Here is a 25,324-nt window from a genome sequence, read left to right on the forward strand (position 1 = left end):
CGGATGAACAATAAAGAAAATAGTAGCTTAAAAAAATTTAGTTAGCCGAAAAAACAGTTTGAATTTTCTGATTGTATTGACAATTTACGCCATTTTCGGTATGATTGAAGTACTTGCAGAGAGGCGGAACGCAGACGGTGTTGTGCCTCTTTATGTTTCATAAAACATATTCACTGTGTTCCTGCGCAGGCAGGAATACCTATGGGTAAGAATGGAGGAAAAGAGGATGAAAAAAGCATTAGCAGTAGGTCTGGCAGCGGCTATGGCAGTTTCCATGACAGCGCCGGTGTATGCAGAGGGAGACGGTGTTGCAAAAGAAGACCTGAAAGTGGGAATTATTTACATTGGTGACGAAAACGAAGGTTACAGTGCTGCTCATATGGCAGGAATTGATGAGATGGTTGAGAATCTGGGACTGGAAGAAGACCAGGTGATCGAAAAAACTCTGATCGGAGAAAACGAGGCGGCTTATGACGCAGCAGCAGACCTGGCAGACCAGGGATGCCAGATCGTGTTCGCAAACAGCTTTGGTCATGAGACTTATGTTCTGCAGGCTGCAGGAGAATATCCGGAGGTTCAGTTCTGCCATGCAACAGGAACTCAGGCAAAGGCAAGCGGACTTGCAAACATGCACAACTATTTTACAAACATTTATGAATCCCGTTATGTATCCGGTGTTGTTGCCGGACTTAAGCTGAACGAGATGATCGAAGCCGGAGAGATCACAGAAGATCAGGCAAAAATGGGATATGTAGGCGCATTCCCGTATGCAGAGGTTATTTCCGGATATACTTCTTTCTATCTTGGCGCAAAGAGCGTATGCCCTGCAGTTACTATGGAAGTAAAATATACAAACAGCTGGGCAAGCTTTGACCTGGAAAAAGAGTGTGCAGACGCTCTGATCTCTGATGGATGTGTTCTGATCAGTCAGCACGCAGATACAACAGGCGCTCCTACAGCATGTGAGGCAGCAGGCGTTCCATGTGTAGGCTATAACATTGATATGACTTCTGTTGCTCCGAACACAGCTCTTACATCTGCATCCATTAACTGGGGCGTATATTACACCTATGCAGTGCAGTGCATGTTGGACGGAACAGAGATCGATGTTGACTGGTGCAAGGGCTTCGCAGATGGCGCAGACAGACTGACACCACTCAATGAGAAGACTGTAGCAGAAGGAACAGAAGAAAAGGTAAAAGAAGTAGAGGATGCAATCATTGACGGTTCTCTTCATGTATTTGATACTTCTACATTTACAGTTGACGGCAAAGAAGTTACCACATATGAGAAAGATGGAACAGAGTACGTATCTGACGGATATTTCCATGAGTCTGAATTCGGATCTGCTCCGGCATTCGATCTTGCGATCGACGGAATCACCTCTATCGTGGAATAAGGCAGATACACGGCGGAGCTGCTTGTCAGCAGCTCTGCTTTTTTATATGATGGAATACTTTTAACAACAGGATTCGATTGTATAAAAAAGCAGAGCAATCTGTATATAGTATAAATTTACTGTTCAATGCATCAAAGGAGGGAATAGAAGTGGGAGAGAATTATGCTCTTGAACTGAAACAGATCACCAAGCGTTTCGGTTCCGTTCTGGCAAATGACCATGTGGATCTCACTCTCAGAAAATCCGAGATCCTTGCGATCCTGGGAGAGAACGGAAGCGGAAAAACCACGCTGATGAATATGATCTATGGAATTTACTATCCGGATGAGGGACATATTCTGGTAGATGGAAAAGAAGTTACGATCCGCTCGCCAAAGGATTCTCATGCTTTGGGAATCGGTATGGTGCACCAGCATTTTAAACTGGTGGATGTTCTTACAGCAGCAGAAAATATTGTTCTCGGTCTTCCGGGAAAAGCAATGCTGAATATGAAAAAGATCACAGAGGAGATTCAGGTTCTTGTTAATAAATATGGATTTGACCTGGATCTGTCCCAGAAGATCTATGAAATGTCTGTTTCCCAGAAGCAGACGGTAGAAATTGTCAAAATGCTTTACAGGGGAGCCAGGATACTGATCCTGGATGAGCCTACTGCTGTTCTGACTCCTCAGGAGGCGGACAGACTGTTTGATATTCTCAGAAATATGAGGGACGACGGATGCTCCATTATCATTATCACTCATAAGCTTCAGGAGGTTCTGGCTCTTTCTGACCGTGTGGCGATCCTCAGAAAAGGCTGCTACATAGATACGGTAGAGACTTCCGGCGCAAGTGTTCAGAGTCTGTCAGAGATGATGGTAGGCGCCAAGGTGGACCTGGATATCGACCGTCCGGATCCGGTAAATCCGGAGAAACGCCTGGAGATTAAGGGGCTGACCTGCAAAGATAAAGAAGGCGTCAAAACACTGGATGATGTAGATCTTACGGTCAACAGTGGAGAAATCCTGGGTATTGCCGGAATTTCCGGAAGCGGACAGAAGGAACTTCTGGAAGCTATTGCAGGACTGCAGCCTACTGAAAGCGGAAGTATCCGGTTTACAGACAGCGACGGAAATGTGAAAGATCTGGCAAAAATGAATTCTGTGGAGATCCAGGAGCTTGGCGTAAGTCTTGCCTTTGTGCCTGAGGACCGTATCGGTATGGGTCTGGTAGGCGATATGGATATGACAGATAATATGATGCTGCGAAGCTATCACAATGGCAAAGGCGGTCTTCTGGACAGAAGAGGGCCAAGGCAGCTTGCCTCAGAGATCAAGGATCAGCTTGAAGTCATGACGCCAAGTATTTCAGCGCCTGTACGTCAGATGTCAGGCGGAAATGTACAGAAAGTACTGGTAGGACGCGAAATCGCACAGAATCCGAAGCTTCTTATGGTAGCATATCCTACAAGGGGAATTGATATTAATTCTTCCCATACCATTTACAAACTTTTAAATGAGCAGAAAAAGCACGGAGTAGCAGTGATCTGCGTTATCGAGGATCTGGACGTACTTCTTGCTCTCAGCGACAGGATCGCTGTGCTCTGCGGCGGAAAAATAAGCGGAGTTGTAAATGGAAGAACTGCCACAAAAGAGGGAATTGGCCTTCTGATGACAAAACATGAAAAAGGAGGGGAGCAGTCATGAAAAGAGAACCTTTCTTAAAAATGGCCAAGCGTGAAAAGATCAGCTGGCAGAAACGGCTTCTGATTCGTTTTATTGCCCTTCTTCTGTCTCTGATCGTGTGCGCGGGCGTGATTTTTTTACTGGTAAGAATGAACCCCATGGATGTATATAAAGCGATCTGGGACGGCGCTTTAGGTTCTGAACGCCGTGTATGGATCACTCTTCGTGATACGATGGTTCTTCTGTGTATTGCAATCGGTCTGGCTCCGGCATTTAAAATGCGTTTCTGGAATATCGGTGCAGAAGGTCAGATTCTGGTAGGCGGAGCCTGTGCGGCAGCTGTGATGATCTATGCAGGGGACAGCATGTCTCCGGTACTCCTTCTTATTATAATGTTTGTATGCAGCGCGCTTGGCGGAATGATCTGGGGAATGATTCCCGGAGTGTTCAAAGCATACTGGAATACAAACGAAACACTGTTTACTCTGATGCTGAATTATGTTGCTATGCAGATCGTTACGTTCTGCATTGTGTTCTGGGAGAATCCCAAGGGCTCCAATACGGTGGGAATTATTAATCAGACCACTCAGGCAGGCTGGCTTCCGGAACTTTTCGGACAGAAATACGGATGGAATGTCCTGATCGTTCTTGTATTTACAGTTGTGATGTTTATTTACCTGAAATACAGCAAGCAGGGCTATGAGATTGCAGTCGTAGGTGAAAGTGAGAATACAGCAAGATATGCGGGAATCCGTGTAAAAAGAGTAATTATCCGTACCATGGCCATTTCCGGCGCTATCTGCGGTGTGGCAGGCTTTATTATTGTCAGCGGCGCAAGTCATACAATTTCCACTGCAACAGCAGACGGCAGAGGCTTTACAGCGATTATTGTTGCATGGCTTTCCAAGTTTAATACATTTATCATGCTGGCAGTATCCTTTGGCATCGTGTTTATGCAGCAGGGTGCAGTGCAGATCGCAACTCAGTACGGATTAAATGAAAATGCTTCCGATGTAATCCTTGGAATTATTCTGTTTTTCCTGATCGGAGCAGAGTTCTTTATTAACTATAAGGTTGAGCGCGCAAAGAAATAGGAGGAAGATGCAATGAGTGTTCTTATTATTTTTATTCAAAAAGCCATTGTCCAGGGCATCTGTATTCTGTATGGTGCGCTTGGCGAGATTATGACGGAAAAATCCGGAAACCTGAATCTGGGAATTCCGGGAATTATGTACATGGGCGGTATTTCCGGACTTATGGGAGCATTTTTCTACGAAAAGGATAACCCCAATCCCAATGCTCTGGTGGGAGTTCTGATCTCACTTTTGTGTGCGTTTGTGGTTGCATCCCTTGGCGGACTGATCTACAGTGTCCTGACGATTACGCTCAGAGTAAACCAGAACGTAACCGGTCTTGCCCTTACTATTTTCGGTACCGGCTTCGGAAACTTTTTCGGCGGTTCTATTTCCAAGCTTGCAGGCGGTGTAGGACAGATTTCCGTAAAGGTTACAGGAAGCGCCTATACAGCCAAGATTCCGGGATTATCTGAAATTCCGGTGATCGGAGATCTTTTCTTCAGCTATGGATTTATGACGTATCTGTGTATCATTGCGGCAGTAGTCCTTTCTGTATTTTTGTTTAAAACAAGATATGGACTGAATCTCCGTGCCATCGGAGAGAACCCGGGAACTGCAGATGCGGCGGGAATCAATGTTACCAAGTATAAATATCTTTCTACCTGTATCGGAGCAGGACTTGCAGGTCTGGGCGGACTGTATTTCGTTATGGAGTATTCAGGCGGAACCTGGACAGACAACGGTTTTGGAGACAGAGGATGGCTGGCAGTTGCCCTTGTTATCTTTGCCCTGTGGAAACCGCTTAATGCCATCTGGGGTGCGTTTCTGTTTGGAGCACTCTACATCCTGTATCTTTATATCCCGGGACTGGGAAGAAGTATGCAGGAAGTATTTAAGGCTCTGCCTTATGTGGTTACGATTATTGTTCTTGTGTTTACCAGCTTCCGTAAAAAGAAGGAACACCAGCCTCCGGCAGGTCTGGGACTTCCGTACTTCAGGGAAGAACGCTAAAAAAGTATTGCAAATACATTTATACGGCAGTATAATAAAGCATATAAAAGGAAATTCTTCGGGGCAGGGTGACTGTGATCTGCATGATGCAGAAAGCGGAATTCCCTACCGGCGGTATAGTCCGCGACCCGCTATGAGCGGTTGATCTGGTGACCGGAAGCATCCGGAATTCCAGAACCGACAGTAAAGTCTGGATGAGAGAAGAACACGCTTGTTTTTACGTGCTCAGTGCCCCGGGAATATTTCCCGGGGTTTTTTGCGCAGCAGGAAATCAGTACGCAACCTGAGAGGAATTTTCTTTGAGAAGAAGGCTGTTATTCATGACCTTCAAAAAAGAAAAGGAGAGATAAAGTATGAGTGAACAGGTTTTAAGAGGTGGGAATGTAATGGAGAGAAGTCGGACAAGGACACTGACACAGATTGCTATGCTGGGAGCTGTGGCAGGAGTACTGATGAACTTTGAGTTTCCGATTCCGTTTCTGGCGCCATCGTTTTATCAGCTTGATTTTTCGGAGATCCCTGTTCTGATAGGAAGCTTTGCCATGGGACCTCTGGCAGGTGTGGTGATCGAGCTGGTGAAGATTCTGGTACATCTTGTGACAAAGGGAACCATGACTGCAGGTGTGGGTGATGTGGCAAACTTTATTTTTGGCTGTGCTTTTGTGATTCCGGCAGGCCTGATCTACCGTTTCCACCATATCAAAAGCAGGAAACATGCTGTAGAGGGAATGGCTGTAGGAACAGTTCTTACAACTGCGGCCGCTTGTCTGATGAACGCTTTTGTACTTCTCCCGGCATATGGAAAAGCTTTTGGAATGCCTGTGGAGGCATTTATTGAAATGGGGACAGCTGTAAATCCTTCTGTAAACAGTCTGCTTGGATTTGTGGCAATGATCATTGTTCCTTTTAATCTGTTTAAGTATACACTGACTTCCGTGATCGTGTTTTTTATTTATAAAAGGATCCGTGTTATTTTAAAAGGCGACTGAAAATAATATTGAAATAAAAAGAAAACAATCAGGGCTGAGGCTTTGGTTGTTTTCCTTTTGGGAAGAAAGAAGGAGGGTTTGCTATCAAGGTATATTTTCATCTTCCAGGATTGTTTGAATTTTACGAACTGTATCAGATATTTTTTCCGTTATACCGCAGGCACAGAGAATATTTTTATGACTGGTGTGAGATAGGCTCTGTATACGGAGCTCCGGCAGATTGTATCTGGGGCGGCGGCCGTGTAGGAGAGGGAAATCATGATCCGCAGGAGGTTTTGGCCCTGATGCAGGAATATGGGATTTCAGCCCGACTGACATTCAGTAATTCTCTGCTCAGGCAGGAACATCTTTTGGATAAAAAGTGCAATGCTCTTTGTGAAGTGTTTGCAAAAAAGGGACAAAATGGTGTGATTGTTCATTCAGACCTGCTTCTGGAATATTTAAAAATAAATTATCCGGAACTTTATTTTGTTTCGTCTACCACAAAGGTACTGACAGATTTTCAATTATTTATGAAGGAAGTCAACCGGGAGGATTTTCTTTATGCCGTACCGGATTTTCGTCTCAATAAGTCTTTTGATAAATGGAAAATTCTGTCCCAGAGCCAGAAAGACAAGGTGGAATTTTTATGTAATGAATGCTGCTGGTTTGGCTGTACAGACAGAAAAAGCTGTTATGAGACTGTGAGCCGTAAAAACCTTGGAGAGGACTGTCCGGAGCATCACTGTGCGGCTCCGGATGCAGGAAGTGGTTACCGTTTTTCAAAAGCAATGGAAAATCCAGGATTTATCAGCATTGATGACATAAAAAATGTTTACCTTCCGATGGGATTTTCTAATTTTAAAATAGAGGGACGGGGACTTGGCAGTGCTTTGATTCTGGAATTTTTGCTTTATTATATGACAAAACCGGAGTATCATATTCATATAAGAGAAAAAATATATTTAGACAACATGCTGGATTTATTTTAAAGGAGAAAATTAACTATGGGAAAGATACATCATGTAGAAAAACTTACCGACAACCGTTTTGTCAATCTGTATCATGTGGATGCAACCAGTGTACATAATACGCCGGTATCTTACTTTGTGGCATCCAGAGCGAAAGCAGTCAGTGAACTGAAACTGAAAACAGGAAAAAACGATCCGGACGGCGTTATCATCTACAGCCTGTTCGGGGAGAAAAAAGACAGAGTGGTGCTGATCCGCCAGTATCGCTATACCCTTGGCGGATATGTATATGAATTTCCTGCAGGGCTGGTAGAGCCGGGAGAAGATCTTCATGAAGGGGCAGTCCGTGAAATGTATGAGGAGACAGGGCTTGTCTTTACTCCACTGCATGTGGATCCGGCCTTTGAAAAGCCTTATTTTACTACCGTAGGGCTTACGGATGAATCTTGCGCCACCGTTTACGGTTATGCTTCCGGTGAGATCAGTAAGGCAGCCCAGGAGGACAGCGAGGAGATTGAGGTGGTTCTGGCAGATCGGAATGAAGTAAGACGCATCCTGAAGGAAGAGCGTGTAGCCATCATGTGCGCTTATATGCTGATGAATTTTCTGAAAGATGAAGAACCGTTCGAATTTCTGAATGAGGAAATATAGCTTGACAAATACGAGAAAAACATGCTATAGTTTTTATGGTTATAAAAGCTATAGTGTGTTACTCTTTGGGAGGCATTAACTATACATAACGAGAAGTGTTTATGTGTAGTAGTGTCTTTTTTTGTACAAAAAACCGGTTGAAACAGGATACAGCTGCGTATACTCACTTCTTAGATGATAATAAAATAAGAAGGAGTAAAGTAAGAATGAAAGACAAAATTTTCAGTGTTCTTCAGCGTATAGGACGAAGCTTTATGCTCCCTATCGCCATCCTTCCGGTAGCAGGCCTTCTGCTGGGTATCGGAAGTTCGTTTACGAACGCAACCACTATTGAAACTTATGGATTAACAAAAATTCTGGGAGATGGAACCATTCTCCACTATCTTCTCATGATTATGAATAAGGTAGGAAGCGCTGTTTTTGACAACCTGCCTTTGATTTTTGCAGTGGGTGTTGCCATTGGGATGGCAAAAAAAGAGAAAGAGGTTTCCGCTCTTTCTGCAGTAATTGCTTATTTTGTTATGAATACAGCAATCAACGCCATGCTTATCAACAACGGACTGATTCTTGAAAATGGAGAGATTGCAGAATCTGTCCTTGAGGGAACAATTACTTCCGTCTGCGGTATTCAGTCTCTTCAGATGGGCGTATTTGGAGGAATTATTGTAGGCCTTGGAGTGGCGGCTCTTCATAATCGTTTTTATAGAATCCAGCTTCCAAGCGCATTGTCTTTCTTTGGAGGAACAAGATTTGTTCCTATTATTTCCACGATCGTATACATGTTTGTGGGAATTTTGATGTATTTTGTATGGCCGGCAGTTCAGAATGGTATTTTTGCACTGGGTGGTCTTGTGACAGGTTCCGGATATGCGGGAACGCTGATCTTTGGTCTCATTAAGAGAGCGCTGATCCCGTTTGGACTGCATCACGTATTCTATATGCCTTTCTGGCAGACTGCAGTTGGCGGCACTATGGAAGTGGCAGGTCAGATGGTACAGGGTGGACAGAATATCTTTTTTGCACAGCTGGCTGATTCCGCAAATATTGCACATTTCAGTGCAGATGCTACCAGATATTTTTCCGGCGAGTTTATTTTTATGATCTTTGGTCTTCCCGGCGCAGCGCTGGCTATGTATCAGTGCGCGAAGCCTGAAAAGAAAAAAGCAGCAGGCGGTCTTCTCCTTTCTGCAGCTCTGGCATGTATGGCAACAGGTATCACAGAACCGCTGGAATTTTCTTTCCTGTTTGTAGCGCCGGCTCTTTTTGCAGTACAGGTGATCCTTGCAGGTTCTGCCTATATGATCGCTCATATGCTGAATGTTGCGGTAGGTCTTACTTTTTCCGGCGGATTTCTTGACTTTTTCCTGTTTGGTATTCTTCAGGGAAATGAAAAGACCAGCTGGCTTCGAGTAATCCCTGTAGGTATTATCTACTTCCTTTTATACTATTTTATTTTTAAATTCATGATCCGGAAATTTGATTTCAAAACTCCTGGACGTGAAGAAGACGATGTGGAAACAAAACTTTATACAAAGGCAGACGTGAATGCCAGAAAAGCTGCAGCCGGAGAGGTACAGGCTTCAGACAGTGAGGATCCGGTCAGCGAGGCGATCACCAGAGGCCTTGGCGGCAAAAAGAATATCAGTGATGTGGACTGTTGTGCAACAAGGCTTCGTTGTACGATCCACGATGCTTCCAGGGTCAATGACAGCATCCTGAAAGCAACAGGAGCTTCCGGCGTAGTCCATAAAGGAAATGGAGTGCAGGTTATTTACGGACCAAATGTGACGGTGATTAAATCTAATCTGGAGGATTATCTGGAAAAAGCTCCGGATACCTATGCAGAAACAGAGGAAGCAGGAGAAACAAAGCAGGAAGAAACAAAGAATACAGAAACAGAGAAAAAGGTTGTAAAACGCATCGTGATCTCCAGCCCTGTTACCGGAATGGCAGCGGATCTGGGAACAGCTCCTGACGAAGCTTTTGCACAGAAGATGATGGGAGACGGCGCCGTAGTAACACCTGAGGAAGCATTTGTATGTGCTCCGGAGGATGGAGAAGTTGCTTTTGTATTTGACACAAAGCATGCTATTGGATATATGACAGATTCCGGGATCAGCCTCCTGATCCACGTAGGAATCGATACAGTAAAATTAAATGGAGAGGGATTTGAGGTTCTGGTGGAAAACGGACAGAAGGTAAAAAAAGGTCAGCCTATGCTGAAGCTGGATCTGGATTATCTGAAAGCCAATGCGCCGTCTCTGGCGACGCCGGTTCTCTGTACGGAGCTTGAAGACGATCAGAGGATCCGTCTTCTGAAAGAGGGACCGGTGAAAGCAGGAGAACCACTGTTTGAGGTGGAAGTGCTGAACTAGGATCCGATGGGGAAAGATACGGATGATGTACAGGATAGTGAAGGTTTTAAATCATAATACATTTATTGGGATTCGAAGTAAAGATAAGTGTAAATGTCTGATCATGGGAAAGGGCATTGCTTTCGGCAGAAAGGTGAGCGAAAGTATTTCCGTGGGAGAAGATGCAAAAGTCTACACGCTGACGGAACTTACGGAAAGAGGATCAGCAGAAGAGATCATTCGCTCCGTTCCTCCGGAGTGCCTGGAGCTGGCAGGAGAGATCCTTGATCATGCAGAAAAAGTATTTGGTCAGATTGATCGTTCTATTTTATTCCCTATGGCAGATCACCTTGCTTTTGCTGTACAGCGTATCCGAAACCAGGAACAGATTAGTAATCCTCTTACGGAGGATATACGGATTCTGTTCCATCAGGAATACAAGGTTGCCAAGTGTGCCGAACAGCTTCTCAGGGAAAGGCTTCATGTGGAAATTGATGAGCATGAGATCGGATATATTGCCCTTCATGTTCATGCAGCTATCGAAGATCAGAAAGTTTCCCAGGCCATGCAGCTGACCAGGGCGGTAAGAGACTGTATCTCTCTGGTAGAAAAACAGACAGGGACCACCATTGACGTAATGTCTCTTTCTTATAACAGGCTGATGAACCATATCCGTTATATGGTGGCCCGCGCTCTCAGCGGGGAAAAACTGAAGGTAAATATGAACGATTATATTTCCATACGTTTTCCAAAAGCATTCGATATGGCATCCCAGGTGTGCGGAGAAATGATGAAAAATCTGAAGATCTGCCTGGATGATGTGGAGGTCGGATATCTTGCCATGCATCTGGAACGTGTGATGGATACGGAATTAAAGTAAGTGTTCATGCGGCTCGTTGCTGTAAAGGTCGTGAACAGCAACGAATTGAATGATGATATGCAGAGTACTTTTTAAAATACTATGGTAAAAAAGATAGATATAATGTAAAATAAAACAAAAAACAAAAAATGGAGGAATATCATGAAATCATTTGAGTACACAATTAAAGACGAACTGGGAATCCATGCAAGACCGGCAGGACTTCTTGCAAAAGAGGCTAAAAAATACAGCTCTGTATGTATGATCGAAAAAGGTGGCAAAAGCGTAAAACTTTCTCAGCTCATGATGCTGATGTCTCTTGGTGCGAAACAGGGAGATCTTGTTAAGGTGACTGCAGAGGGTGAAGATGAGGATACTGCTATTGCAGAACTGGAGAAATTCTTTAACGAAAATCTCTAATCACAAAATATAGAAGCCACAGGTCAGGGAGGAAAAAAGTATGCAGAGTTTCCAGGGAAAATCCGTATATAAAGGAATTGTAATGGGACCGGTAGTCGTCCTCAAAAAGAATGATTATCAGGTAAAGAGATCCAGGATCGAGGATGCAGATGCTGAGACCAGCCGTGTTCAGGAGGCAGTAAAGCGTTCTCAGGAACAGCTTCAGAAGCTTTATGACAAGGCACTGAAAGAAGTCGGAGAGGCAAGCGCGGCTATTTTTGAAGTACATCAGATGATGCTGGAGGATGAGGATTATCTGGAGGCTATTCAGAATATGATCCAGACAGAAATGGTAAACGCAGAATATGCGGTTGCAGTAACAGGGGATAACTTCTCTCAGATGTTTGCATCTATGGATGATGATTATATGAAAGCCCGTGCAGCAGACATCAAGGACATTTCAGAACGTCTGGTCCGCAATCTGAGCGGACAGGAAGATGCAGACTTAAGTGACATCGATCCGTCTGTCATTGTAGCGGATGATCTGAGTCCCAGTGAAACTGTTCAGATGGATAAGGAAAAGATCCTTGCTTTTGTTACGGTTCATGGTTCCACCAACTCTCATACTGCGATCCTTGCCCGTATGATGAATATTCCGGCGCTGATCGGAGTTCCTCTTGCACTTGACGAACTGAAAAATGGTACGACTGCAGTAGTAGACGGATTTACCGGACAGGTAACTTTTGAGCCGGATGAAGAAACTCAGGCAGCCACACTTAAAAGAGTTCAGGAAGAAAAAGAGAAACTTGCTCTTCTGCAGGAACTGAAAGGAAAAGAAAATATCACACTTGATGGTAAAAAGATCAATATCTATGCAAATATCGGAAGCGTTGGAGATATCGGCTATGTTCTGGAGAATGATGCAGGCGGTATCGGACTTTTCAGAAGTGAATTCCTGTATTTAGGCAGAAATGATTTTCCTACAGAGGAAGAACAGTTCCAGGCATATAAGCAGGTTGTGCAGACTATGGCCGGTAAGAAGGTCATTATCCGTACCCTTGATATCGGGGCGGATAAGCAGGTGGACTATTTTAATCTTGGAAATGAAGAGAATCCGGCACTGGGATACCGTGCGATCCGTATCTGTCTGAAGCAGCCGGATATCTTTAAAACTCAGCTGAGAGCTCTTTTCCGTGCAGCTGTATACGGTAACCTTTCTATCATGTATCCAATGATCACTTCTGTTGAGGAAGTGGAAAAGATCTATGAGATTGTGAAAGAGGTGGAGATCGAGCTGAAAGCCCAGGAAATTCAGTACAGGATTCCGGAACAGGGAATTATGATCGAGACTCCGGCAGCTGTTATGATCAGCGACCGTCTGGCTGAGATGGTAGACTTTTTCAGCATCGGAACAAATGACCTGACTCAGTATACTCTGGCGATCGACCGTCAGAACGAAAAACTGGATGATTTTTACAATCCGCATCATGAAGCAGTTCTGCGGATGATACAGATGGTTGTAGACAATGCACATAAATGCGGCAAATGGGCAGGTATCTGTGGGGAGCTGGGCGCTGACCTGACTCTGACAGAGAAGTTTGTCCGTATGGGACTGGATGAGCTGTCCGTGGCTCCGTCCATGATTCTGAAACTCCGCAAGATCGTCCGGGAAATGAAAGCAGAAGACTGAATATAGAGATTGTTAACAGGTATCGAAGCCAGATATTTTTACTATATGTTAATATCTGTCATAAAAGCTTTTTGCGAGACATCGGAACTGTGTTCCGGTGTCTTTTTGCAGTTAATATTTCGGATATGCTTATTTATTGTATGATTTCATATTATATGAAACTGAGATTTATAAAAACATATGTGGTAAGAGTAAATATGCCTCGAGATTCTTCGACAAAACTTGACAGGATTCTCCATATGAAATACAATGTTCCCTAACTGAAAAGGGAATTTGCAGAAAAGGAGACAACCATGGTCTATTCGTTTTATCAACTGCTCTGGCTGTACATGATCTATTCATTTATAGGCTGGTGCGGAGAAGTTGCAGTGGCAGCAGTAAAGAGGCATCGTTTTGTAAACAGAGGGGCAGTCAGCGGTCCTTTTTGTCCGATCTATGGTCTGGGAGCTGCTGTGGTGGCTGTATTCTTTCCGGAGCTTAAAGGAAATCCGCTTTTTCTGTTTTTGGGCGGAATGGTAGTCAATACCTTTGTGGAATATGTGACAGGCCGTATTATGGAGATGAGCCTTCATAAAAAATGGTGGGATTATTCAGACCAGAAATTCAATCTGGGAGGATATGTATGCCTGAAAACCTCGGTTCTCTGGGGAATTTGTACCGTTCTTATGATTTATGTGCTGAACCCTGTATTTACCGGACTTGTGGGACTGATTCCAAAGCTCTGGGGAGAAATTATCCTGTGGGTGCTTTTTGGCCTGCTTATTGTAGATTTTATTGGAACAGTGATTGCTGTCTGGGGGCTGAAAAAGAAAAACGGTCGGATCGATCAGATCAGAGAAGGCCTTGGACGTACTTCAAAGCTTCTTGAAAATACCATGACCAGACGGCTTCAGGCGCGTATGATCAAAGCGTATCCCAATCTTGAGAAGGAAGAAAAGGAGGATGTCTTTGCTTCCGGATGTGGTTTCTATAAACTGGCCTGCCTGTTTTTTATCGGAGCCTTTCTCGGAGATATTACAGAGACTGTTTTCTGTCGTTTTTCCATGGGAAGATGGATGAGCCGCAGCAGTGTGGTATTTGGGCCGTTCAGTATTGTATGGGGACTTGGCTGCGCCATGCTTACCTGGATCTTGTACAGATACAGGGAACAAAGTGACAGAAGGCTGTTTCTTTGCGGGACGATTCTCGGCGGCGCCTATGAGTACATCTGCAGTGTGTTTACAGAAATTGTGTTTGGAACTGTATTCTGGGATTACAGTAAAATTCCCTTTAATCTGGGCGGAAGGATCAATCTTCTGTATTGTTTTTTCTGGGGATTTGCAGCTATTATCTGGATGAAGGGTATTTATCCGTTTTTGTCCAGATGGATTGAAAAAATTCCGGTACGGATTGGAAAGCCTTTATGTATGATCATGGTTTTTTTTATGAGCGTAAATATAGCACTGTCCGGACTGGCTCTTGATCGGTATTCCAAAAGACATGATGGCCTTCCGGCAAAAAATGCTGTGGGAGAGCTGATGGATGACTGGTTCCCGGATCCTTATATGGAAAAGGTTTATCCGAATATTAAATTCAGGTAGGATAAAAGCCCTTTTGTGTCGGCAGAAATGCAGACATGAAAGGGCTTTTTTGGCAGCTTTATTTCTTTTTCTTTTCCAGATATTCATTCAGAGTGGCATTGGAAATGTCAGTGATAAACATATGGCCTGGCGCGTGAGTGATAACAATGGGCGGCTTTGCATTTTCAACAGCTGCCTGAGGTGTGACACCGCAGGGCCAGAACACAGGAATCTCTCCCGGGTAGATATCTACAGCCTCTCCGTAGTCCGGGTTCATGATATCGGTAACGCCGATTGCTTCCGGATCTCCCATTTGTACAGGGGCGCTATGAACATTTGGCATTTTTTCAGTGATCTCATAGGCTTTCTTTGCATTTTCCGGAGTCATTGGACGCATGGAGCATACCATAGGCCCGGAAAAAGGTCCGACAGGGACAGTCTGGATACTGGTTTTAAACATGGGGACATTCCGCCCCTGCGCAATGTGGCGGACTTCGATTCCTTCACGGATCAGCGCCTCCTCAAAAGAGAAGGAACAGCCGATCAGAAAGCCGACATATCCTTCTTTCCAGTATTGAGATGCATCAGTGATTTCCTTTGTAAATACTCCGTTTTCATAAATGCGGTATCTGGGGATATCTGTGCAGATATTTCCGCCTTCTCCCATGTCGTGAGTTTCAGGAGTGCCTTTGATGATTTCCAGAACCGGACAGGGAAAGGGATTTTTTGCTGTAAATTCTTCAAAATCTGCTGCATACTCCGGCGGCAGAATAACAAGATTTGCCTGGGCATAACCCCTGCACATTCCGGCTGTGGGAAAATCAATTTTACCCTGTCTGATCAGACTGCGGACTTGTGAGGGGGCCATATCTATATATGGTGTAATATCAAATGCCATAAAAGAGTCCTCCTTTTTTACGTTAATGTATAAAAATACTATACAGGAAAATAATGGAAAATGCAATCCTGTGTTGTCAGGGAGTGTTGATGTGGATAAGTCAGGTATATTAATAAAAGATTGGTGCATAAAATAAAAAGAAAGCAGCAGAAGGCGGCAGTTATGGCAGACCAGAAGCTTGATAATCTTTTAAATCTCGCCTTAGATTCTACAGAAGAGGAACGGAAAAAGTCAGGGAATTTGAATATCGGATACGAAGAACGGTCCGGAAACTGGGATATCATAGTAAAATATAGTGGTGATGCAGAGGCATTGTCAGGAGAAAGAATCCGGACAGTGCCTCTTTTGGGTGGATATGCAGTGGTGAATCTTCCGGAAGAAGAGATTCAGGAGTTTGCATCAAGACCACAGATAGAGTTTGTAGAGATTCCAAAGCGGTTGTATTTTCAGGTGAACCAGGCGCTGGATGCCGCCTGCATCCGCCCGGTTCAGGAGGGATATTTTCCGGGAGCTGTGCAGACAGGAAACACAGTGGGCGATGTACCCGGACAGACAATCGGTAATATTACGGAGAATCAACAGGGGCTTTCCGGGCAGGGAGTGCTTGTGGGAATCGTGGACTCCGGGGTGGACTGGCAGCATCCTGATTTTTGCAATAAAGACGGCACAAGCAGGATCCTGAGGTTATGGGATCAGAGTCTTCTGGCAAAGCCCGGAGAAGATCCCCCGGAGGGATATGCAGCAGGAGTGGAATATACAAAAACAGATATCGACAGGGCATTGAGACTTTCCGGGGCAGAAGGAAAACAAATTGTTCGGGAACAGGACTTCAGCGGTCATGGAACCTCTGTTCTCGGAATTGCGGCAGGAAATGGCAGAGCTTCCGGAGGTGTGAACCGGGGAGTGGCTTATACCAGTGATATTATTGCCGTAAAAATGGGAATGCCCGGAGAGAATTCTTTTCCAAGAACAGCAGAGCTGATGCAGGGAGTTGATTATCTGGTCCGGCAGGCGGCAGAGCTTGGAAGACCAATGGCTGTTAATATCAGCTTTGGGAATAATTATGGCTCGCATGAACCTTATAATTAAGGGAAAACATAAGAAAACACTGATATTTCCTGTGTTTTCAGGCGATTCAGTGCTTTACTCGGATTCATGTTTGGTTGTCATTTGGGTCTTATAATACTCGGTCAGGATCATGTTAATCTGCTGGGAACGTGTACGATAGTTCGCTTTCGCATCCTTATCAATCTCAGCAACCAGTTCTTTGGACAAAGTAGTATAGACCTGAATATTGTTGGAACTGATAGCCATGTGGCACCTCCGATTCAATTTAATAGAATTATTCTATCATACTTCTTCGAGAGGGGCAATGTGAACTGAAAATTGAATAATTATTGTTACTGTAAAATTGGAACGGTCGTAAAGAAAATCTATGAATAGAGAACGATAAGAAAGGTAGAACAGACAATGAAGAAAACAATTTTTGAAGAGATGGGCGGTACTTATATCAGACATGGGGATTATCTTATCCCTGCTCTTACCTTACCGAAGGAAGAAGAACAAAGGGTTGTCGGTGTATGGGGACAAAGACATTTGCGGTATTTGAAGGAATACCGCAGATTGCTATATCTGAATATGCTTACAAGCGGCAGGCTGAATGGTTATTTGGCTGATATAGAAGAACAGGCACAGGAACGCTTTGAAAGACTTGTAGAACAGATGAAACAGGCACAAGGCATTACAGAACAGCTAAAGGTGGAAAATGTCTTGGAATGGGTAGGAAGAATGAATAATATACAAGCGTGTGCGAGGGAGATTGTAGATAAAGAGATAATCTATCAATAAGAAAAGGTGTATAACGAAAGCAAGTCTGAAAAGGCTTGCTTTTTCTTTACTATGTTGGGGATTGATGTATAATTATGTTAAAGAGACAAATTAGACGTGGGGAGGTAAAAGAAGTGGAAGAAAATGGATTAAATTTATATCTTCAAGAAATGTGGTATGTGAAAAAGAGAACGGAAGCGATAAGAACTATTGCGTTGAAAGAAAAAACAACATTATTTCCAATAACTAATATTGAGTTTATGACATTGCAAATAAGAAAGATAATTGAACATATTGCTATGGGCAATTTAATTGCTAATAAAGAATTGTATGAGGAATACAGTGCGAAATTTTCTTCTAATTGGAATGCAAGGTATATTTTTAGAGATTTAGAAAGGCTAAATTTTAAATTTTATCCAGAACCTGTAAAATCTGATTATACAAAAGAAGTAGAAGAATGGATAACTATTAATGAAGATTATTTAACAAAAGAGGATGCAATAAAAATTTATGAAAAATGTGGTGGTTTATTACATGTTTCTAATCCATATGGTTCGCAGATAGATGTTAGTTATTATCAAGAAAAAATGCCTATATGGTATAAAAAAATTATGAATTTGTTGAACCAGCATCTTATTCATATGGTGGATGGAAAACATATTTTTTTTATTAAAAAACCACTAAAAATCTGATTATCCCTTAAAACACAGTATCTATCAGCATTTACAAGGGAATAAAAACATCAAATTACTACGATTTTACTACGAATGAATGAGCCTTGATACGTCCTATTCCCTAGATTTGCAAAGATAAGGTACAGCACATCAGTATTGAAACAAGAAAAAATTGAATGATTGATAGATTATGGAACGCCTAAAATGACGTTCCTTTTCTATTTCCAGCCGTTCCTAGTGGACGGCTATTTTATTACCCAAAATGAAAGGAGCATTAAGAATTATGAAAAAGATATTCAAGCGATTATGTACGGGCTTCCTAGCCTTTGCAACTATCGTTACCGCCTTGCCGAGTACTGCTGTTCATGCAGAAAGCAAGCAATACTGGACAGAAAGTGCAGAGCGTGTCGGTATCGTTGAAAAAGTAATGAATGACGGTTCTATCGGTTCAACCTTTAACGAGGGACATTTGACCGTTGAGGGCGAGGACGCATACTGTATTGACATCAATACCGACTTTAGAAACGGATATAAGACAAGAGCTGACGCAGGCACACGTATGAGTGCCGACCAGATAGCTGATGTTGCCTTATCCATTGAATATGTCAAACAATACACAGCCAGTCACAGCGGAATAAGTAGTAATCACGCTTACCTTTTAAGACAGTTGGTTGTCTGGCAAAGATTGAGCGTACATCTTGGCTGGCAGTGTGATAATGTGCGAGCTTCCTATGATGAAATCCCAAAGGCAACGCAGGACGAAGTATTCGCAGGAGCAAAAGCCTTTGTCAAAGCAAATAAAGGACGCTATGAATGTGGCGGTTATATCTACTCTGGCGAGGGGCAGGAATTGGGACAGTTCTGGGCGAACCTTAATGTAGGTAACGCTACCCTACAAAAGAGTTCCACCAACACCAGCATTACAGACGGCAACGGAAATTACAGTATTGCTGGTGCGACGTATGGTGTCTTCTCTGATAAGGACTGCACAAACCAGCTTGCCACCTTTACGACAGATAGCAACGGCAATACCGAAACCGTAGAAGTCAAGGCAGGCACAGTCTATATCAAGGAATTATCCGCACCAACTGGTTACAAGGTAGATAATACCGTGTATTCCTTAAAGGTTGAAGTTGGTAAAACAGCCACTTTGAAAGTAGCTGATACACCAAAAGTAACCGATACCTTGATTGAGCTTTTCAAAATTGATATGGAAACACAGAAAAGCAATCCGCAGGGCAACGCTACTTTAGAGGGTGCAGAGTTCACATGGAAGTATTACGCTGGCTACTATAACAAGAATAATCTTCCTGCTGAACCTACTCGTACATGGACGACAAAGACAATCGCTGAAAAGGACAGCGACGGTACAATCCATTACGTTACCCGTTTAGCTGACGCTTACAAAGTCGCTGGCGACAGCTTCTATATGCAGGACGGTAACGCCGTACTTCCACTTGGAACATTGACCGTAGAGGAAGTCAAAGCACCAGACGGCTATTTGTTAGACGGTGCATATATGCAGGCAAACGGCAGTGAGGAACAAATCAAGGGAATGTATTTAACACAGATTACCGAGGACGGTGACCTTGCCGTACTGACTGGAAGCAATCAGTTCCATGTATCAGACAAGGTTATCCGTGGCGGTGTCAAAATCCAAAAACGTGATTTAGAAACGAAAGATACCAAAGCACAAGGCGGAGCTACTTTGAAAGATACTGCCTTTGAAATCATTTCTCTAAATGACAATGCCGTATTGGTTGAGGGCAAGCTATACAAGAAAAATGAAGTCGTAAAAACCATTCATACGGATATTGAGGGCGTGGCTTCTACTTCTGCTGATTTACTGCCACATGGAAAATACCGTATCGAAGAAAGCGAAGCACCAGAGGGCTACCTAACTGACGGTGCAAAAGCGATTGAGTTTACAATCACAGAGAATGGAAAAATCGTAGATTTAACCGACGAAGCCCACTCTGTCTACAATCAGATTAAACGTGGCGATTTAGAGGGCGTGAAGATTGGAGCAGGTACACACAAGCGTCTTGCTGATGTTCCCTTTAGGATCACAAGCAAGACGACGGGCGAAAGCCATATTGTCGTAACGGACGACAACGGGCAGTTCTCTACTTCTTCTGACTGGGCTTCCCACAAACACAATACCAACGAGGGCAAGACCAGTGAGGACGGCGTATGGTTTGGGACTTCTGAACCAGACGACAGCAAGGGTGCGTTATTATACGATACCTACATCATTGAAGAATTACGCTCTGACAGCAACAAGGGCTTTACACTTATTCCACCGTTTGAGATTGTGATTTCCAGAAACAAAGTAACCGTTGATTTGGGAACATTGACCGACGAATACGAAAAAGAAATCTCAATCCATACCACAGCAACCAGCAAGGACGGCGAAAAGTCAATCATTGCAGGCAAAGAGGTAACAATCATTGATACCGTCAAATTAGACGGGCTTGTGAAAGGTACAAAATATCAGTTAAAAGGCTGGCAAATGATTAAGGACGAAAACGCCGAACTTATCATTGACGGCAAGCGTGTAGAGAACGACTATACCTTTATTGCTGATGATGAAACAATGAAAGTAGAGATTGCCTATACATTCAATGCGTCTGCCTTAGGTGGCAAGAACCTTGTAACTTTTGAAGAATTGTACGATTTCAGCAATCCAAAAGAACCCGTCAAAGTAGCAGAACACAAGGACATTGAGGACGACGGACAAACGGTATTGATTACCGAGCGTATCATCAAGATACATACGACAGCTACTTTTGAGGACGGCAAGAAAGAAATCGAAGCCGACAAAGATGTAACGATTGTTGATACCGTTACCTTAGAGGGCTTAGAAGTTGGCACACAGTATCAGCTTGTAGGCTGGCAGATGTTACAAGAAGAAAATGCGGAGCTTATCATCAATGGAAAACGTGTAGAAAATGACTATACCTTTACCGCTGACAGTGAAAACATGGAAGTACAGATTGCCTTTACATTCGACGCTTCCGAGCTTGGCGGAAAACAGCTTGTAACCTTTGAAGAATTGTATGATGTAAGCAATCCAGAAGAACCCGTCAAGGTGGCAGAACACAAGGACATTGAGGACAAGGGACAGACGGTAACAATCAAGGAAGTGCCAGAAGTTCCCGAAGAACCAGAGAAACCAGAAACACCAACGACACCCGATACGCCAACCAGAACGGACAGTCCAAAAACGGGCGACAGCACTAATCTTATGGCATTTATCGTGATGTTGATTACTTCTGCAGGTGGCATTATCGGAACTTACATTCTGAAAAAAAGAAAAGGGTGTAAATAATGGCGCTCACATTAGGAAGTCTGTTTGACGGAATAGGTGTATTTCCACTGGCTGCTTCTAAATATGGCATTACTCCATTATGGGCGAGCGAGATTGAAAAAGTACCGATTTCCATTACAAAGAAACATTTCCCCGACATGAAGCATTTAGGGGATATTACGAAACTGCATGGTGCTGAAATACCACCCGTCCATATCATTACCTTTGGTTCGCCATGTCAAAATTTATCTACAATAGGAACACGTGAGGGACTGACTGGTTCAAAATCCAGTCTGTTTCATCATGCAATCCGCATTATAAAAGAAATGAGGTGTGCAACAAATGGCAAATATCCAGTTATCGCTGTTTGGGAGAACGTCAGAGGAGCGTTTTCTTCAAATGACAGGCTGGACTTTAGAGCCGTGCTGGAGTCGTTCACAGACACCGAAGTACCAATGCCTCCTTCTCGAAAATGGGCAGGAGCCGGTATGGTTAGAGGGGGAACGGCTGATGTCTGCTGGCGGCTCATGGACGCCCAATATTGGGGAGAACCCACCCTCGTACAACGAAGAAAACGCATCTTTCTCGTGGCAGATTTTAGAGGACAGCGTTCCACAGAAATATTACTTAAAGCCCATCAACTGCAATTACTTTCTGCGTCTGGCGGAGCGTTCACAATGCCAGCTTCCCGAAGCAATCGAATATCTACTAATAAAGCAAGGGGGAAAATACCAGTCCTCTCCCCCTTTGAAGAAAGACGTATCCGAGGAGCAGAAAAAAGTCGGGACCAAGAAGCCTTCATCAGAGCTTTCGGACGGGCAGATGACCCTTTTCCCACTTTATTAGCCGGTGTTGTTCATATCATTGCATTCTGGTATGAGGGCGAAGAAAAAGACGGCTATATCCGCTATCTGACACCGGTAGAATGTGAGCGTCTTATGGGGCTTCCAGATAATTGGACAGCCTTTTCTAATACAGGACAGCTAAACAGCGACCATTCAAGATGTAGAGCATTAGGAAATGCGATTGCCTTGCCATGTGCCGAGCATATCATGGCAGGCATAGCCGAAGTCGTTAAGGAAAGTGAGGAATAACTGATGTCAGATAAATCACGTTCTCCACCTACCTTTATCGCAGACTGAAAACTCAACATTGAAACTGTTCTTTTTTCGTCAATCCATTTATGGAATGATGAGAAAAAACAGTACACAAGGGGCTTGGGGAGTGTAGCTCACCAAAATCTCTCTCACTAAATAAAATTCAAAGAAAGAAATGAGGTAAAACACTATGGAATTAAAATATGTTGTGCCGAACATGGAAAAGACATTCGGCAATTTGGAATTTGCAGGCGAAAGCAAGGTGGAACAGCAACGCATGAACGGACGCTATACACCCGTATCAAGAAGCTACAACTTGTATTCCGACGTACAAAGAGCTGATGATATTATCGTAACCATTCCTGCCAAAGCTGGCGAAAAGCACTTTAAGCCAGAGCAGAAAATCAAGCTCATTAACCCACGCATTACCGCAGAGGGCTACAATATCCGTGGGCGTGGCTTTACAAACTATATCTTACTGGCTGATGATATGTTGCCAGTGGAAAGTAAATAAGGGGGTATTCATTATGAGATTAGCAAATGGAATTGTATTAGACAAAGAAAAGACATTCGGCATGTTGAAGTTCTCTGCCCTTAGACATGAAGTTCGTATGGAAAATGAGGACGGGACGACAAGCGAAGAAATCAAACGCAGAACCTATGACCTTAAATGCAGTGTGCAGGAACGTATGATACAAGTGTCTATTCCTGCTGATGTGGCGGTCAAGGACTATCCCTACAATGCCGAAGTGGAGCTTATCAATCCCGTAGCCGATACAGTAGCAAACGCCAACTTTAGAGGGGCTGATGTGGACTGGTATATCAAGGCTGACGATATTATCTTGAAGAACAAAGGCAACCAGCCAGCAGGAAATCCACAGAACAACAATCCGCAGGGACAGCCGAAGAAATAAGTTAATGAATTAGATTTTCATTGTAGCGGATATATGGAGTTGATATAATGTAGATATAAAAAGAAAGGAGTAGCTCATTATGAAAATGCCAAAAGAAAATATTGATACTTCTATGTTTGCTCCTTGTGGAATGAATTGTCTTGTCTGCTACAAGCATTGCTACCATAAAAAACCATGTGCAGGTTGTTTGAATAGCGATAAAGGAAAACCTGAGCATTGCCGTAAATGTAAAATAAAGGACTGTATCAAAGATAAGGGACTATCTTACTGTTTTGAATGTTCCGATTATCCTTGTAAATTGATTAAAAATCTTGAAAAAAGTTATAACAAAAGGTATCAAGCAAGCCTTATGGAAAACAGCAATACTGTACGACAGCATGGTTTAGAAATCTTTATGGAAAAACAGAAAGAAAAATACACTTGTTCTAAATGTGGCGGTATCATTTCAATCCATGATAGAGAGTGTAGCGAATGTCAAGAAAAAATGGAATAATCATACTTCATATAATTGCGGTTAGTCTTTAACGATTGACCGCTTTTTCCATGCAAAGAAAGGAGCATTTATGAACCTACTGAAATATAAGGGAAAGTGTATCAGAGCCAGCGACAAGACCCTTGTTTATCGTTTTTCATTGAGTACGCTTCTGCTTTTGTTCGTAGCAGTTATCCTGCTACTGAATATAAAACAGCTCGTGCGTGCCGATTGGGAACAGTTCAGCCTATTGGATAACGGGCTGACGCTTTCTACCTACAACTTCATAACCATACTGATAGCGACTGGTGTTTGTGCATTGGTCGCTTTTCTGTATTACCGCTTCTGCTATGACCGTTTCAAACAGTTATTGCACCGTCAAAAGCTGGCACGAATGATACTGGAAAATAAGTGGTATGAAGCCGATACCGTCAAGGACAGCGGGTTTTTCACTGACCTGCAAGGCAGATCAAGGGAAAAAATCGTCTGGTTTCCGAAAATCTATTATCAGATGAATACGGGACTGCTTCATATCCGCTGTGAAATCACACTAGGAAAGTATCAAGACCAGCTCTTGCGGTTAGAGGATAAGCTGGAAAGCGGTTTGTACTGCGAGCTGACCGACAAGACCTTGCATGACGGATATATTGAATACACCATGCTTTACGATATGATAGCGAACCGCATTTCCATTGAGGAAGTCAAGGCAGAAAACGGCTGTCTTAGACTGATGAAAAATCTTGTCTGGGAATATGACGCACTCCCTCACGCTCTGATAGCTGGTGGGACTGGTGGCGGTAAGACGTATTTTCTGCTGACACTCATTGAAGCTCTGTTGCAGACCAACGCCGAGCTTTACATCTTAGACCCGAAGAACGCTGACCTTGCCGACTTGGGAACGGTTATGCCGAATGTGTATCACACCAAAGAAGAAATGATTGATTGCGTCAATGCTTTTTATGACGGCATGGTGGCACGAAGCGAAGAAATGAAACAGCACCCGAAGTACAAGACGGGCGAAAACTACGCCTACTTAGGACTACCGCCCTGCTTCCTTATCTTTGATGAATATGTGGCGTTTTTTGAAATGCTGGCAACAAAGGAAAGCATGAGCCTACTTAGCCAGCTAAAGAAAATCGTGATGTTGGGACGACAAGCAGGCTACTTTTTGATTGTCGCTTGTCAAAGACCAGACGCAAAATATTTTTCAGACGGGATAAGGGACAATTTCAACTTCCGTGTGGGGCTTGGTCGTATCAGTGAACTTGGGTACGGTATGCTCTTTGGTTCAGATGTGAAAAAGCAGTTTTTCCAAAAGCGTATCAAAGGACGTGGCTACTGTGATGTAGGAACAAGTGTAATCAGTGAGTTTTACACTCCCCTTGTCCCTAAAGGGCATGATTTCTTACAGACAATCGGCTCACTGGCATACGCAAGGCAGGACGGAACGGCGACGTGCGAAGCGAAAGGCGACGGGACGGACTAGCCGTTGCTGGTGTGGCGTCAGCCACGCCAGCAGACATTAGCCCCT

The 25,324-nt window shown here is 43.6% G+C and carries 23 protein-coding genes and 1 riboswitch; of the genes, 21 read left to right on the forward strand and 2 right to left on the reverse strand.

The window, feature by feature from the left end:
- Positions 1-262 precede the first annotated feature (262 nt).
- The 12 genes from NSA57_RS04445 (at position 263) to NSA57_RS04500 (ending at position 14,622) form a co-directional block, all read left to right on the forward strand.
- Complete coding sequence (locus NSA57_RS04445; RefSeq protein ID WP_390427229.1) at positions 263-1,399, forward strand: BMP family ABC transporter substrate-binding protein; 1,137 nt, start codon at positions 263-265, stop codon at positions 1,397-1,399.
- A gap of 149 nt (positions 1,400-1,548) precedes the next feature.
- Positions 1,549-3,084 (forward strand): ABC transporter ATP-binding protein, encoded by a 1,536-nt coding sequence (locus NSA57_RS04450; RefSeq protein ID WP_257464127.1) that lies wholly within the window; start codon positions 1,549-1,551, stop codon positions 3,082-3,084.
- Entirely contained in the window at positions 3,081-4,157 is a 1,077-nt protein-coding gene (locus NSA57_RS04455; RefSeq protein ID WP_022067273.1) for an ABC transporter permease, read from the forward strand. Before NSA57_RS04450 ends, NSA57_RS04455 begins: the two co-directional genes overlap by 4 nt.
- Before the next feature lie 12 nt (positions 4,158-4,169).
- Entirely contained in the window at positions 4,170-5,150 is a 981-nt protein-coding gene (locus NSA57_RS04460; RefSeq protein ID WP_138270070.1) for an ABC transporter permease, read from the forward strand.
- 50 nt (positions 5,151-5,200) lie between these two features.
- Positions 5,201-5,360: riboswitch (FMN riboswitch) on the forward strand.
- A gap of 143 nt (positions 5,361-5,503) precedes the next feature.
- The gene (locus tag NSA57_RS04465; protein WP_257464128.1) at positions 5,504-6,139 is read left to right on the forward strand and encodes an ECF transporter S component; all 636 of its coding nucleotides are present in this window, start codon (positions 5,504-5,506) and stop codon (positions 6,137-6,139) included.
- 83 nt (positions 6,140-6,222) lie between these two features.
- Positions 6,223-7,110, forward strand: coding sequence for a death domain-containing protein (locus NSA57_RS04470; protein WP_257464151.1), 888 nt, complete (start codon positions 6,223-6,225; stop codon positions 7,108-7,110).
- Positions 7,111-7,125: 15 nt separating this feature from the next.
- Positions 7,126-7,740 (forward strand): NUDIX hydrolase, encoded by a 615-nt coding sequence (locus NSA57_RS04475; protein ID WP_257464129.1) that lies wholly within the window; start codon positions 7,126-7,128, stop codon positions 7,738-7,740.
- A 206-nt stretch (positions 7,741-7,946) separates the two neighbouring features.
- Positions 7,947-10,115: a PTS sugar transporter subunit IIABC gene (locus tag NSA57_RS04480; protein WP_178709744.1), complete on the forward strand. Its 2,169-nt coding sequence runs from the start codon at positions 7,947-7,949 to the stop codon at positions 10,113-10,115.
- 22 nt (positions 10,116-10,137) lie between these two features.
- Entirely contained in the window at positions 10,138-10,974 is an 837-nt protein-coding gene (locus NSA57_RS04485; RefSeq protein WP_022067267.1) for a PRD domain-containing protein, read from the forward strand.
- Between the two features lie 141 nt (positions 10,975-11,115).
- Positions 11,116-11,373 carry an HPr family phosphocarrier protein gene (locus NSA57_RS04490; RefSeq protein ID WP_022067266.1) on the forward strand — a complete coding sequence of 86 codons (258 nt, stop codon included), beginning with the start codon at positions 11,116-11,118 and terminating at the stop codon, positions 11,371-11,373.
- Between the two features lie 40 nt (positions 11,374-11,413).
- Complete coding sequence (ptsP, locus tag NSA57_RS04495; protein ID WP_022067265.1) at positions 11,414-13,042, forward strand: phosphoenolpyruvate--protein phosphotransferase; 1,629 nt, start codon at positions 11,414-11,416, stop codon at positions 13,040-13,042.
- A 293-nt stretch (positions 13,043-13,335) separates the two neighbouring features.
- Positions 13,336-14,622 (forward strand): putative ABC transporter permease, encoded by a 1,287-nt coding sequence (locus NSA57_RS04500; RefSeq protein WP_022067264.1) that lies wholly within the window; start codon positions 13,336-13,338, stop codon positions 14,620-14,622.
- 58 nt (positions 14,623-14,680) lie between these two features.
- On the opposite strand, the gene NSA57_RS04505 is transcribed toward NSA57_RS04500, so the two are convergent.
- Positions 14,681-15,499 (reverse strand): putative hydro-lyase, encoded by an 819-nt coding sequence (locus NSA57_RS04505; RefSeq protein ID WP_257464130.1) that lies wholly within the window; start codon positions 15,497-15,499, stop codon positions 14,681-14,683.
- Positions 15,500-15,661: 162 nt separating this feature from the next.
- On the opposite strand from NSA57_RS04505, the gene NSA57_RS04510 reads away from it, so the two are divergent.
- Positions 15,662-16,588: a S8 family serine peptidase gene (locus NSA57_RS04510; RefSeq protein ID WP_257464131.1), complete on the forward strand. Its 927-nt coding sequence runs from the start codon at positions 15,662-15,664 to the stop codon at positions 16,586-16,588.
- 54 nt (positions 16,589-16,642) lie between these two features.
- On the opposite strand, the gene NSA57_RS04515 is transcribed toward NSA57_RS04510, so the two are convergent.
- Positions 16,643-16,813, reverse strand: coding sequence for a hypothetical protein (locus NSA57_RS04515; RefSeq protein ID WP_004614765.1), 171 nt, complete (start codon positions 16,811-16,813; stop codon positions 16,643-16,645).
- A 156-nt stretch (positions 16,814-16,969) separates the two neighbouring features.
- Here NSA57_RS04515 and NSA57_RS04520 point away from each other — a divergent pair, with 156 nt between their 5' ends.
- From NSA57_RS04520 to NSA57_RS04555, 8 genes are all read left to right on the forward strand, one after another.
- Positions 16,970-17,347: a TnpV protein gene (locus tag NSA57_RS04520; RefSeq protein WP_257464132.1), complete on the forward strand. Its 378-nt coding sequence runs from the start codon at positions 16,970-16,972 to the stop codon at positions 17,345-17,347.
- Positions 17,348-17,460: 113 nt separating this feature from the next.
- The gene (locus NSA57_RS04525) at positions 17,461-18,018 is read left to right on the forward strand and encodes a hypothetical protein (protein ID WP_257464133.1); all 558 of its coding nucleotides are present in this window, start codon (positions 17,461-17,463) and stop codon (positions 18,016-18,018) included.
- Between the two features lie 265 nt (positions 18,019-18,283).
- Complete coding sequence (locus NSA57_RS04530) at positions 18,284-21,331, forward strand: SrtB-anchored collagen-binding adhesin (RefSeq protein ID WP_257464134.1); 3,048 nt, start codon at positions 18,284-18,286, stop codon at positions 21,329-21,331.
- Positions 21,331-22,404, forward strand: coding sequence for a DNA cytosine methyltransferase (locus tag NSA57_RS04535; RefSeq protein WP_306814035.1), 1,074 nt, complete (start codon positions 21,331-21,333; stop codon positions 22,402-22,404). Before NSA57_RS04530 ends, NSA57_RS04535 begins: the two co-directional genes overlap by 1 nt.
- Before the next feature lie 193 nt (positions 22,405-22,597).
- On the forward strand, positions 22,598-22,921 hold the full coding sequence (locus tag NSA57_RS04540; protein ID WP_250781426.1) for a YdcP family protein: 324 nt from the start codon (positions 22,598-22,600) through the stop codon (positions 22,919-22,921).
- Between the two features lie 13 nt (positions 22,922-22,934).
- A complete protein-coding gene (locus NSA57_RS04545; RefSeq protein ID WP_257464136.1) occupies positions 22,935-23,321 on the forward strand; it encodes a YdcP family protein in 387 nt (128 codons plus the stop codon).
- A gap of 79 nt (positions 23,322-23,400) precedes the next feature.
- On the forward strand, positions 23,401-23,814 hold the full coding sequence (locus NSA57_RS04550) for a DUF3795 domain-containing protein (protein ID WP_257464137.1): 414 nt from the start codon (positions 23,401-23,403) through the stop codon (positions 23,812-23,814).
- A 70-nt stretch (positions 23,815-23,884) separates the two neighbouring features.
- Positions 23,885-25,279, forward strand: a complete 1,395-nt coding sequence (locus tag NSA57_RS04555; RefSeq protein ID WP_257464138.1) for an FtsK/SpoIIIE domain-containing protein — start codon at positions 23,885-23,887, stop codon at positions 25,277-25,279.
- The last annotated feature ends 45 nt before the right edge of the window (positions 25,280-25,324 follow it).

The sequence above is a fragment of the Blautia caecimuris genome (assembly GCF_024622975.1).
GTDB classification, from domain to species: domain Bacteria; phylum Bacillota; class Clostridia; order Lachnospirales; family Lachnospiraceae; genus Blautia_A; species Blautia_A caecimuris.